Consider the following 11,165-nt stretch of genomic DNA (forward strand, 5'->3'; position numbering starts at 1 on the left):
CGGCCGGAGAATGGGGGCGTCGGTACAACACCTCCCGAACCACACCCGGGGGTGATCATGGCCGGAGGCCAGCAGTACGTCGGGCTCGACGTCGGCGGGACCACGATGAAGGCGGCCGTCGTGGGCGACGACGGCTCCCCGCGCTCCAAGCCGGTCGTCATGGACACGAACCCGGAGCGCGGCCAGGACGCCGGCCTGGAGACGATGTGCGAGGCGATCCGCCGGGCCGTCGCCGCCGCCGGGCTCACCCTCCCGGACGTCACCGCCATCGGCGTGGCCACGCCCGGCCTCATGGACATCAAGGCCGGCCTGATCCTCGACCCGCCGAACCTCAAGCCGTGGAAGAACGTCCCGGTCCGCGACCACATCCAGGGCGTGTTCCGGATCCCGACCATTTATCAGAACGACGCGAACGCCGCGGCCTACGGCGAGTTCTGGGTCGGCTCGGGGCAGGAGGCCCGCAGCATGGTGCTGTTCACCCTCGGCACCGGCGTCGGCGGCGGGATCATCATCGACGACGTGATCCTGTCCGGCGAGCACAGCCACGGCGGCGAGCTGGGGCACATGCGGATCGAGATGCCGGACCGCGGCCGCCTCTGCGGGTGCGGCGCCCGCGGCTGCCTGGAAGCCTACGCCAGCGCCACGAACGTGGTCCGCCGGGCCCGCGAGGACATGGCGGCGTACCGCGGGGCGACGAAGCTGCGCGACTACTACACCGCCAACGACGACGTGCTGACGGCGAAGGTGGTGTTCGACCTGGCGCACGCCGGCGACGAGCTGGCGACGCAGGTGGTGGACGACACGGCGTTCTACCTGGCGCTGGGGGCGACGGCGCTGACGGCGGTGGTGGACCCGGAGATGGTGGTGTTCGGCGGCGGCATGGTCGCGGCCGGCGAGTGGTTCCGGGCGAAGATCGATGCGCAGGTGAGGCGGTTCGGCCTGCCGTTCCCGACGAAGTCGCTGAAGGTGGCGTTCGCGTCGCTGGGCTCGGACGCGGGGTTCATCGGCGCCGCCGGGTGGGCGCGGGCGGCAACGCGCGGCAAGGCGTGACGCCGGGGCGGGGTGCCCGGAATCAGTCGCGGTCCCAGATCGTGTCGTCGATTCCCAGGTCGAAGATGTCCTGGTCGTCGCGCAGGGCCACGACCGCCGCCGGGTCGGTGGGCAGCGGGGCGTTCCGCGTCCGGTCGGTACGGGCCTCGACGTGCCCGTCCAGGAACAGCACGTTGGCCACCTTCGGGTCCAGCCGGAAGTGCACCGTCGGGTAGCGGCGGCTCGGCGGCTCCATCACCGCCACCTCGATCGAGCTCGGCTGCCCCGTCGGCCGCGGGTCCGGCGTGGTGCCGGCGGCGTTGGCGAAGCACACCGTCTGCGACGTGCTCGCCACGTGCTCGATCCTCACCGGCTGCCACGCCTCGGGGCTCGTCGGCAGCGTGCCGTCGGCGGGCGGGGTGGGGGTGAGCGGGGCGAGGTAGCGGTAGTTGTAGCCGTACCCGCCGGTGCCCGCGTCGAACGTGACGAACACCTTGCCGGGCGCCCGGGCCGGGTTGCGGAGGAAGCCCTGGTTGTTCTCCACGAACGGCATCAGGTGGCCGCGGGTGTAGTCGATCTGCTTGCCGCCGGTGTCGCACAGGGCGAACCACCAGCGGACGTTGCCGTTCTCCCAGGTGCGGGCCGGCGGCAGGCTGCCGTGGGTGCCGGCGTAGTTGTGGACGGCGGCGCCGAGCTGCTTGAGCGAGTTGGCGTCGCGGGTGCGGTTGGCCGCGGCGCGGACCTTCTGCACGGCCGGCAGCAACAGCCCGACCAGCACCGCGATAATGGCGATGACGACGAGCAGCTCGATGAGCGTGAACCCGCGGCGGCGCACGGGGGAACCTCGGGTGACGATGACAGGATAGCAGAAGCCGAGCGGCCCGCGTGAGCGGGCTGTTCCGGTGCGGCCGAGAGGCGCTTCGGACCAGCCCGCTCACGCGGGCCGCTCGCCGGCCACGAGGCGTGCCGTCCGCCGCACCGCCAGGCGCGGGTGAGCGGCCGCTGCGGCGCGCACGTCGGCGGGGCAGCCGCGCTGGTACAGCGCCGCGCACATCAGCGCCGTGCCGAGGTTCGCGTCGGGGTCGGCGGCGCCGAGCGCGAACAGGGTGCGGCACTCGTCCGCCGTGAGGTGGGCGCGCTCCTCGGCCCAGTCGCGGGCGGCGGCCCACCGCCACGCCCGCGCCGACACGTCCGGCGCGGCCGCGGCGTAGCGGGTGAAGTCGGCCGCGGACTCGGCGCTCACGAGGCCGGCGGCGTACCAGCTGGGCGGAAACACGGCGCCCCCACGGTCAGTGCACCACAGCATACGCCGCCCGCGGCGTCGCGACACCGACGCCGCGACGCCGCGGGCGGCGTAAACTTCTCCGTATGCGCGCCACCCCCGACCGCGCCGCCGAGCTGGCGGCGCTCGACGCCAAAATCAACGCCCTCCTCCCGCCGCGCTACCAGCACTGCTACGGCTCCGTGCGCACCGGCTCGATGGGCTCCGCCCCGCTCACGTTCGGCCCCGACGGGCTCGTCGCGTGGGACCGCATCTGGACGACGTTCTGCGACCTGGCCCTCGCCGGCGGCCCGCCGCACCGCGGCACCCTGCTCGAACCCGTCGATCCCAAGAGCGTCGCCGCCGAGCCGGCCCGCTACCGCACCATCGCCGACGAGATCGCCCGCGCCTTCGCGCTCGTCACCGGGCTCCCCGTGCTGACCGACGAGCCGGGCTGGGTGGGCGTGCGCTGCGAGTCGGCGGACATGGCGGCGTGGCTGCTCGCGGCGGTGACGGCGGAGAACGTGACCGCCCGCCGCCGCGGCGACTGCCTCGACCTCCCCGCGGGGCCGCGGTTCGTGCTCGGCAAGGAGGTGAAGAACGTGGTGGTGGCGCTGGCGAAGACGTGCCACTACTGGAGCGGCCACATGCCCGACGAGTGGGTGGCGCGGCCGGACCCGCCCGAGCCGATCGGCCCGCCCGCGGCCCCGGTCGCGGACCGCGCCGCGCTCGTCGCCCCGATCGCCGCCGCCGGCTGGCCGACGGAGTCGAAGCGGTACGCGGGCTGGGTGGGGCTGGAGTGCGCGGACGAGGACGCGGCGGTGTGGCTGCTGCGGGCGGTGGCGGTGGCCGACGTGCTGGTCCGCCGCGAGGGGGCGACGGTGTACGTGCCGACGGGCGCGACGCCGGCCGAGGCGGAGCGGGTGGCCGGGGTGCTCACCAACGCCCGCGACCTGTGGGCCGCGCGCTAGTCCCCCAGCCGGCAGGCGAGCCACACCACCCGCAGGGCGCCGTCGCCGCGGAGCAAGTGCACCGCCTCGCGGACCGCCGCCGTGGGGTGGAGGCGGCAGGCGTCGGCGAACGCCAGCGGGTCCACGGCCTCGGCCAGCAGGAACGACAGCAGCTCGCCGCGCAGCCCGTCGTAGTCGCGCCGCCACCCGGCGGGGAAGCCGGCCGCCAGCCCGCGGATCAGGTCGGCGTCCGGCCCCGGCTCGGCCGGCGGGTGCGCCGCGCGGTAGTCTTCCAGCGCCCGCGTGATCAGGAACACGAACGCCCGCTGCGCCTCGTGCGGGCACCGGTCCAGCGCGCCGAGCGCCGCCAGCGGCCGGGCCGCCACCTCGCCGATCACGCGGCCGAGCGGCACCGGGTGGAGGTCGCCGCACCAGGCGTGCGGCACCAGCCCCAGCAGGCCGAACGACCCGAGCGTCTCGGTGTACCCGCGCCACGCCCGCGCCAGGTACTCGGCCTCGTCGATCCGGTCGAAGTGCGAGCTGTACCGGAGTTCGAGGTGGCGGAGCTTGTCGAGCTCGGCCCGGCACAGGTCGTAGACGCGCGGCGGCCGCAGCCACGCCGCCCACCCGTGCGCCGCCACCAGCAGGTCGAGCCACGCCGGCTCGTTCTCGTACGGCAGCGTTCGGGCCAGGGTGCGCAGGTCGGACGCGGCCGGCACCCACGCCTCGGACCGCCCCGCGGCGGCGACGCGCCACCGGCCGACGGTCAGCCGGTCGCGGCCGGCGGCGGCCGCCTCCAGCAGCCCGGCGTAGGGGCCGTGCAGCGCCGCGGTCGGGTCGGCGTCGAGCTCGCGGCGGTACAGTTCCGCGGCAGCGCCGCTCAGCCCGCCGGCCTTCAGTGCGGCGGCGAGCCAGTCGTGCCGGGTGCGGGTGGCGTCGAGGGCGGGGTTGAGGCCGAGGAGCCAGTACAGCCGCAGCGGCAGGTCGCCGCGCGTATCGCCGTCGTCGCTGAGGCGGACCAGCCCGGCGTAGGCCGCGGTCTCGTCGCCGGCGACGGCGAGCTCCCACAGCCGGTCCACGTCGTCGCCGCGCGCGGGTTCGGGCTCGGCCCGGCGTGGCGGTTCCGGCTCCGGGCGCGGCGCGGCGTCCGGCCCCGGGTCGCGCCGCGGCGGCGCGGCGTCCCAGTGGAACTCGGGCGGCGGGGCGAGCCAGCGGAAGCCTTCGAGGCAGGCCTCGTAGGCCTCGCGGACGCGGCGGAACTGCTCGGGCGCGTGCTCGGGCTTGAACCGCTTGATGAGGCGGGTGTAGGCCCGCTTGATGTCGATCTCGGCGGCGCCGCGCTCGACGCCGAGGACCGCGAACGGGTCGGTCGGCCACTCGGCGGGGTCGTCGGGCAGGTCGGGCATCAGGCAACCTTCGGGCGGCCGGGCCGGTGTCGGGTGCTTGTTAGGCCGGGGCGCAAGCCCCGTCCGGTATCTGAGCCCGACGGGGCTTGCGCCCCGGCCTAACGGCTCGCCGGTGCCCGTGTGGCCGAAGCCCGACGTCGAGCGGTAGTCGGACTACGACCAAGTCCCGAGCCGGCGGCAGGCCCGTGCGGTTCGGGCATCACGGTGTCTTACCGGCCGGCTTCCCGGCGGCGACCCAGTCGGCGTACCCGGCCGGCGGCCCGAGCAGCCTCCGGAAGCGCGGGGCGACGTGGTACGCCTGGTACGACTGCACTTCGGCCGGCGTGAACGTCGTCCGTGTCGGGGGCCCCGCCCCGGCCCGCCCGGGGGACAGTTGGCCCACCAGCACCAGTGCGATCACCGCCACGCCCGCCACCCCGGAGCAGAACAGGAGGCTCTGGTTGACCCGGTCGGCCAGGAAGCCCTTCAGACTCCACTTGTGCCCCCGGCGGCGCGAGCGTCGGTCCAGGACCACGCCCAGACCGTCCAGCGTGTCGTACAGGAACTCGACGAACACGACGGCCGTCGTCCGCCTCGCCTCGCGCTTCTCGACCCGGGCCCGCCGGCGGATCGCGGCGAGCTCGCGGACGAGCTGGTCGAGAGTCGTCGGCGTCGGGTCGTCGCCCGCTTCGCGGGTCACGTCGAGGCCGGATTCGAGAAGCCCAAGTCGGGCCGCGGCGGGTCCGTAGGCGGCCGCCGAGAGTCGGTCGTACCGCGCGCCCCGTTTCGCCGGCGGCAGCGACCAGTACGCCGCCGCGAACCCCTCGACCGCGGCGCGGAACTCGGCCGCGCGGGTGGCGACCGACCACGGCGCGGCGTCCTCCGGCGGCAGGAAGCCGACGGCCGGAAGGCGCGCCAACAGGTCCGCGCGGGCCGGCGGCATCGGCTCCTTTCCGTGGTGGTGGTTCACCGCACAAGTCCGCCGAGGCACCCGCACACCATGATGAACACGACCGCCACCCCGCCGAGGACGATCAGCGCCGTCATCGGCAACACGAACAGCCGGCCCGCCACCCGTTCCAGCCAGCGGCCGCGCCGCTCGCGCACCGCCGCCGCCTCGTTCGCCGCCAGCGCCGTGCGGAACGCCGCGACCGCCGCCGACACCGCCGCCGGGTCGGCCGTCGGCTCCCACGGCGGCACCCGCTCCACGCCCGCCCACGACCGCGGCGGCTTCCCGACCGGCCGCGGCCGCGCCCACGGGGCCACGTCCGGGGGTGGCACGAACCCCAGCGCCGGCAGCCGCGCCAGCAGCGCCGCGCGGGCGGCGGGGTCGGTCACGGCGCGAACCCCGCCTTCGGCCGGCCGAGTTCCACCCACCGGTCGTACCGCGGCGGCGGCCGCTCGCCCGGCCGCATTGCCTTCGACTGCTTCATGATGTCGTAGACCCTGAAGTCCTGCACCTCATGCGCCGTGAACCGCTCGCCCGTCGGCGACCGTCCCGCCTTCGGGAGCGGCGGGCCGACGGCCGGCGGCCCCACGTCCGGGAAGTTCGGCGGGTGGATCTGCGGGAAGTTCGGCGGGTTGAAGTCCGGGAAGTTCGGCCCGACGCCCGGCGGCCGCGTGTCGATCGGCGGCATCACCGGCGGCGTGACCACCGGCGGCCGGTACGGCGGTGGTTGGGACGACGACCGCGACGGCCCGCCGGCGGCGAAGATGAGCCGCAGCACGACGACGACGACAACCAGGATCGCCCCCGGCCCGGACAGGCAGCCCAGGCCGCCGGCCGCGGCGGGTGCGACGGCGACCGGCTGCGGGCGGCGCCGCACCCACGCCTTCGACTCCGCCACCGCCGCCACCGCCGCCGGCCGCTCGCCGCGGGTGAACCAGTCGAACAGCCGCGCGTCGAGCCGGGCCAGCGGCAGGTCGGAGCGGAGCACCGCCCGCGCCGCGGTCGCCCACGCCGTGCCGGTGCGGTCGGCCGCGGTCAGCCACGCGAGGCGGCGCGCGGCGCGGGCCGCCGGCGGCATCACGAACAGCTCCTTCACCAGCTGCGCGACCTCCGCGGCCCGCGGGTCGGCCTGCGCCACGGGCTCGACGCCGAGGCCGGGTTCGAGCGCCACCAGCCGCGCCGCCGCGGGGCCGACCGGGTCGTCGGCGAGTGCCTGCCAGCGCTCGCGCCGGTCGGCCGGGTTCAAGCCCCAGAACGCGGCCGCGAGCGCCTGCACGTCGGCGTCGAAGGCGACGTGGGGGTCGGTCGGCACGGCGGCGGGCGGCGGCGGGGCGAACCCGAGCCGCGGCAGCGCGCGGAGGACGGCGGTGCGGTCGGGCGGGCTCATCAGTTCACCCCCGCGGGGCGGCCGGCTCTCACCCACTCGTCGTACCGCCGCGGCACCGGTCTGTCCCACCCGTTCCGCTCGTAGGCGGCCAGCGCTTCCGCCTCCGCCGCGGTGAACGGGTTCGTGGGAGCGACCCGGGCGCGGGGTGGCGGCGGCCGCAGGGCCGGCGCCGGGGCCGGGCGTTCGATCGGGGCCGAGCGAACGGCGACGAAGAAGACGACGAGGGAAACCGCGAACAGGAGGCCGGCGGCGTACCCCACGACCGACGCGACCCGGTCGGCCCACTGCCGTCGGGCGCGGGCGCGGTTCTGGTATTCGACCCACGGGTCGAGCGCGACCCGGGCCGGCGGGTGCCGCGCGGCGAGGGCGGCGATCAGTCGCGCGTCGAGTTCCGCCAGCGCCGGGTCGGCGAGGCACGCGGCACGGCCGGCGGCGCGCCAGCGGGGGAAGCTCGCGGCGCACCCGACGAGCCACGCGGTTCGCCGCGCCGCCCGCGCCCGCGGCGGCACCGTGACCAGCTCGCGCGCCACCGCCGCCACCGCCGCCGCGTCCGACTCGGGCTGCGTCGCCGGCGTCACGTCGAGGCCGTCGCCCAACTCGGCGAGCCACGCCGCGGCCGGGCCGGTGGCGCGCGTGCTGAGTGCTTCCCACCGGGTGCGCCGCTCGGCCGGCGGCATGGCCCAGAACTCGGCCGTGAACGCCCGCACGTCCGCCGCGAACTGCGTCACCGCGTCGCCCGTGGGCACGGCGCCGTCGGGCGGTGTGAACCCGTGGCCCGGGAGCGCGCGGAGGAACGCGGCGCGGGGCGTCACTCGGCGTCCCCCGCGTCGTCGCCGGTCGGGTCGTGCGCCGACAGGAAGTGCCGCAGCATCTCCCGCGCGGACGCCACCGCCGCCGGCTCCTGCGACTCCAGCGCCGCCTCGAACCCGTCCAGCAGCTCGCTCAGGATGCGCCGCGGCTCGGTGGACAGCTCCTTGAACACCCGCTCGGCCCGCGCCAGCAGGAAGCGGTTCTCCGCCTCCTCGCGCGGGTGCGCCTTCAGCTTCGCCATCGCTTCCACCGCCGCCCGCACCTGCGCTTCGGTCAGCCCCTTGGCGTGCCGGGTGATGACGTGCGTCACCGTCTTCTTCGTCGCCACCACCGTCGCCTGCACTTCGAGGACGCCGTTCAGGTCGTAGGTGAAGCGGATGTCCACGCCCTGACCCGCGGGGCCGGGCGGGAAGCCCTTCACGTCGAACTCGCCGAGCAGCAGGTTCTCGCCGACGCGCCGGCTCTCGCCCTGGTACACCTTCAGCGTGATCATCGGCTGGTTCGGCGACATGGTGAAGTACCGCTTCACCCGGCTGATGGGGATGGTGGTGTTGCGGTCGATCACCGGGTCGAAGTAGCCGGCCTGGATGTCCTGGCCGAACGTCTTCGCCACCTCCACCCCGAGGGTGAACGGCGACACGTCGGTCACCACCAGGTCGTCCACGGCGCCGGCCTTCGCCACCAGCCCGGCCTGCACGGCGGCCCCGAGGGCCACCACCTCGTCGGGGTTGAGGCGGCCCTGCGGCGGCTTGCCGAAGTAGTCGGCCACGAGCTTCACCACCACCGGCATCCGCGTCGCCCCGCCGACCAGGATGACCTCGTCGATCTTGTCGCGGGTCAGCTTCGTGTCGGCGAGCGCCCGGCGGATCGGCAGCTCGCACCGGGCCAGCGTCGGCCCCACCCACTTCTCCAGCTGCTCGCGGGTGATCGTGACTTCCCGCGCCGCCGCGCCGTACTCGCCGGCCGCGTCCGGCACGCGGACCGCGGCGCCGTCCTCCTTCGACAGCCGCCGCTTGGCCAGCTCGCACTGCTGGATGAGCCGCGACACCAGCAGCGGCGTCACCGCCTCGGCGCGCTCGAACGACTGGCCGAGCCCCTCCAGCACGCGCGCCGCCATCGTGCGGGTGAAGTCCTCGCCGCCGAGCGACGTTTCGCCGGCCGAGGCGCGCACCTCCAGCGTGCCGTCGAAGATCTCGACCACGGACACGTCGAACGTGCCGCCGCCGAGGTCGAAGATGAGGAGCGTGCGGTCGGTGCGGCCCTCGTGGAACCCGTAGGCCACGGCCGCGGCCGTCGGCTCGTTCAGGATGCGCTCGACGGTGAGGCCGGCGATGCGGCCGGCGGCGAGGGTGGCCTTCCGCTGGCGGTCGTTGAAGTAGGCCGGGCAGGTGACGACGGCGCGGGTGACCGGGCAGCCGAAGTGCGCCTCGGCGTCGGCCTTCAGCGAGCGGAGCACGAGGCCGGACAGCTCCTCGGGCGTGAACGACTTGCCGCCGACGGTGTGGGTGTGGTCGGTGCCCATGTGCCGCTTGAACAGCGCGGCGCAGCGGTCGGGGCGGAGGACTTGCAGTTCCTTCGCCGCGGCGCCGACGAGCACCTTGCCGTCCTCGTCGACGCCGACGACGGACGGGGTGAGGCGGCCGCCGAGGGCGTTGGGGATGATGGTGGGGCCGTCGGGGCCGAGGTGGGCGACGGCGGAGTTGGTGGTGCCGAGGTCGATGCCGATGATGGGGTCCACGGGGCGGCTCCGGGCGGCCCCTGTGGGCGGGCGGCGGGTTGATTTTCGCCGCCCGCCGCGCGACCGTCAACGGGCGCGGCGCGCCGACAGACTCCGGCAAACGCGTTAGGCCGGGGCGCAAGCCCCGTCGGGATTGAGACACCCGACGGGGCTTGCGCCCCGGCCTAACGGCTGGCCAAACTCCACAGGCATACCCGCGGGGCGGCCGTTACATCTTCCCGATGTGGTGGATGATGCGGTCGGCGAACTCGGTGCTGCTCGCCCCCGCCCCTTCGCCGTAGCCGGGGAACTGGCGGGCGATGTCGTACGTCACGTACAGCTTCCCGCCCGGGCCGGCCTTCGCCGTCGCGTCGGCCTCGGCGAACGTCGCCTCGACCGCCTTGTTCACCAGGTTCGCCGCCTCGAACCACTGCAGGAACTCCAGCAGCAGCGCCCCGCTCAGCAGCACGGCGCCGGGGTTCGCGCGGTTCTTGCCGGTGTACTTCGGGGCCGTGCCGTGCGTCGCCTCGAACATCGCCGCGCCGTCGCCGATGTTCGCGCCGGCCGCCAGCCCGATGCCGCCGGTCAGCGCCGCCACCGCGTCGCTCAGGTAGTCGCCGTTCAGGTTCGGCGTGGCGATCACGCTGTACTCGTCCGGCCGCAGCTGGATCTGCTGGAACATGCTGTCGGCGATGCGGTCCTTCACCACGATCTTGCCGGCCGGCGCCTTGCCGCCGTGGTCCTTGTACACCTCGTCCTCGGTCACGATGTGGTCGCGGAACTCGGCCTTCGCCAGCTCGTAGCCCCAGTCCTTGAACGCGCCCTCGGTGAACTTCATGATGTTCCCCTTGTGGCACAGCGTCACGCTCGGCAGCTTCTTGTCCACGGCGTACTGGATCGCCATCCGCACCAGCCGCCGCGTCCGCTCCGGGCTGATCGGCTTGATGCCGATGCCGGCGCTGTCGAGCAGCACGTCCGGGCCGTAGCCCATCTCGCGCAGGAAGGCGACGAGCTTCTTCTGCTTGTCGGTGCCGCTCTTGAACTCGATGCCGCAGTACACGTCCTCCGTGTTCTCGCGGAAGATGCACATGTCCACCTTGTTGGCGTTGCGGTTCGGGGCGTCCACGCCCTGGTAGTACCGCACCGGGCGGACGCACCCGTACAGGTCGAACTTGAACCGCAGGTAGACGTTGATGCTGCGGAACCCGCCGCCGATCGGCGTCGTCAGCGGCCCCTTCAGGCCGACCTTGTAGTAGTCGAACGCCTTGAGGGTGTCGTCCGGCAGGTAGGCGGCGCGCTGGCCGTCCTCGGGGAGCGCCTTCAGGGCGTCGTCGGTGAGGTCGGGGCAGTACCGCTTGCGGGCCTCGTCGCCGGCCTCGGCCTCGAACCACACCACCTTCTTGGTGCCGCCGTACGCCTTCTTCACCGCGGCGTCGAGCACCTTCACCGCGGCGGTGGTGATGCCGGGGACGTTCCCCACGTCGGCGCCGATGCCGTCGCCCTTGAGGAGGACGACGATCGGGTCGTTGGGGATGGTCCACTTGCCGCCGTCGTACGTGACGCGGGTGCCGGACGTGGGGGCGGTGAGCTTGTCGTAGGTCGGGGCGGTCATGGCGGAACCCGGGGTGTGACGGAAGAACGGGTAGCTTACAGATGGGAACCGTTCGCGGCTTCGCC

General features: G+C 74.7%; 11 protein-coding genes. 2 read left to right on the forward strand and 9 right to left on the reverse strand.

Annotated elements, in window-relative coordinates:
• Positions 1 to 57: 57 nt before the first annotated feature.
• Positions 58 to 1,050 (forward strand): ROK family protein, encoded by a 993-nt coding sequence (locus ETAA1_RS01320; protein WP_145233622.1) that lies wholly within the window; start codon positions 58 to 60, stop codon positions 1,048 to 1,050.
• A 22-nt stretch (positions 1,051 to 1,072) separates the two neighbouring features.
• Here the strand turns inward: ETAA1_RS01320 and ETAA1_RS32635 are convergent, their stop codons facing one another.
• Both ETAA1_RS32635 and ETAA1_RS01330 read right to left on the reverse strand, forming a co-directional pair.
• Positions 1,073 to 1,864: a type II secretion system protein gene (locus tag ETAA1_RS32635; RefSeq protein WP_145233623.1), complete on the reverse strand. Its 792-nt coding sequence runs from the start codon at positions 1,862 to 1,864 to the stop codon at positions 1,073 to 1,075.
• Positions 1,865 to 1,963: 99 nt separating this feature from the next.
• Positions 1,964 to 2,305: a hypothetical protein gene (locus tag ETAA1_RS01330; protein WP_145233624.1), complete on the reverse strand. Its 342-nt coding sequence runs from the start codon at positions 2,303 to 2,305 to the stop codon at positions 1,964 to 1,966.
• A gap of 92 nt (positions 2,306 to 2,397) precedes the next feature.
• On the opposite strand from ETAA1_RS01330, the gene ETAA1_RS01335 reads away from it, so the two are divergent.
• On the forward strand, positions 2,398 to 3,261 hold the full coding sequence (locus ETAA1_RS01335) for a hypothetical protein (RefSeq protein WP_145233625.1): 864 nt from the start codon (positions 2,398 to 2,400) through the stop codon (positions 3,259 to 3,261).
• On the opposite strand, the gene ETAA1_RS01340 is transcribed toward ETAA1_RS01335, so the two are convergent.
• From ETAA1_RS01340 to icd, 7 genes are all read right to left on the reverse strand, one after another.
• Positions 3,258 to 4,646 (reverse strand): J domain-containing protein, encoded by a 1,389-nt coding sequence (locus ETAA1_RS01340; protein WP_145233627.1) that lies wholly within the window; start codon positions 4,644 to 4,646, stop codon positions 3,258 to 3,260. The two genes, ETAA1_RS01335 and ETAA1_RS01340, sit on opposite strands and share 4 nt — an antisense overlap.
• A gap of 199 nt (positions 4,647 to 4,845) precedes the next feature.
• A complete protein-coding gene (locus ETAA1_RS01345) occupies positions 4,846 to 5,568 on the reverse strand; it encodes a hypothetical protein (protein ID WP_145233629.1) in 723 nt (240 codons plus the stop codon).
• Positions 5,569 to 5,591: 23 nt separating this feature from the next.
• Positions 5,592 to 5,963, reverse strand: coding sequence for a hypothetical protein (locus tag ETAA1_RS01350; protein ID WP_145233631.1), 372 nt, complete (start codon positions 5,961 to 5,963; stop codon positions 5,592 to 5,594).
• Positions 5,960 to 6,961 (reverse strand): hypothetical protein, encoded by a 1,002-nt coding sequence (locus ETAA1_RS01355; RefSeq protein WP_145233633.1) that lies wholly within the window; start codon positions 6,959 to 6,961, stop codon positions 5,960 to 5,962. Before ETAA1_RS01355 ends, ETAA1_RS01350 begins: the two co-directional genes overlap by 4 nt.
• On the reverse strand, positions 6,961 to 7,773 hold the full coding sequence (locus tag ETAA1_RS01360; protein WP_145233635.1) for a hypothetical protein: 813 nt from the start codon (positions 7,771 to 7,773) through the stop codon (positions 6,961 to 6,963). Before ETAA1_RS01360 ends, ETAA1_RS01355 begins: the two co-directional genes overlap by 1 nt.
• Positions 7,770 to 9,509, reverse strand: coding sequence for an Hsp70 family protein (locus ETAA1_RS01365; RefSeq protein ID WP_145233637.1), 1,740 nt, complete (start codon positions 9,507 to 9,509; stop codon positions 7,770 to 7,772). Before ETAA1_RS01365 ends, ETAA1_RS01360 begins: the two co-directional genes overlap by 4 nt.
• A gap of 208 nt (positions 9,510 to 9,717) precedes the next feature.
• Positions 9,718 to 11,100, reverse strand: a complete 1,383-nt coding sequence (icd, locus tag ETAA1_RS01370) for an NADP-dependent isocitrate dehydrogenase (RefSeq protein WP_145233639.1) — start codon at positions 11,098 to 11,100, stop codon at positions 9,718 to 9,720.
• Between the last annotated feature and the right edge of the window lie 65 nt (positions 11,101 to 11,165).

This window comes from Urbifossiella limnaea (assembly GCF_007747215.1).
In the GTDB taxonomy this organism is placed as follows: domain Bacteria; phylum Planctomycetota; class Planctomycetia; order Gemmatales; family Gemmataceae; genus Urbifossiella; species Urbifossiella limnaea.

Bases quoted from the DNA above. Each gene is read 5' to 3' on its own strand.
- ETAA1_RS01320 (WP_145233622.1), top strand. From the start codon at position 58: ATGGCCGGAGGCCAGCAGTACGTCGGGCTCGACGTCGGCGGGACCACG.
- ETAA1_RS01335 (WP_145233625.1), top strand. From the start codon at position 2,398: ATGCGCGCCACCCCCGACCGCGCCGCCGAGCTGGCGGCGCTCGACGCC.
- ETAA1_RS01340 (WP_145233627.1), bottom strand. From the start codon at position 4,646: ATGCCCGACCTGCCCGACGACCCCGCCGAGTGGCCGACCGACCCGTTC.
- ETAA1_RS01345 (WP_145233629.1), bottom strand. From the start codon at position 5,568: ATGCCGCCGGCCCGCGCGGACCTGTTGGCGCGCCTTCCGGCCGTCGGC.
- ETAA1_RS01355 (WP_145233633.1), bottom strand. From the start codon at position 6,961: ATGAGCCCGCCCGACCGCACCGCCGTCCTCCGCGCGCTGCCGCGGCTC.
- icd (WP_145233639.1), bottom strand. From the start codon at position 11,100: ATGACCGCCCCGACCTACGACAAGCTCACCGCCCCCACGTCCGGCACC.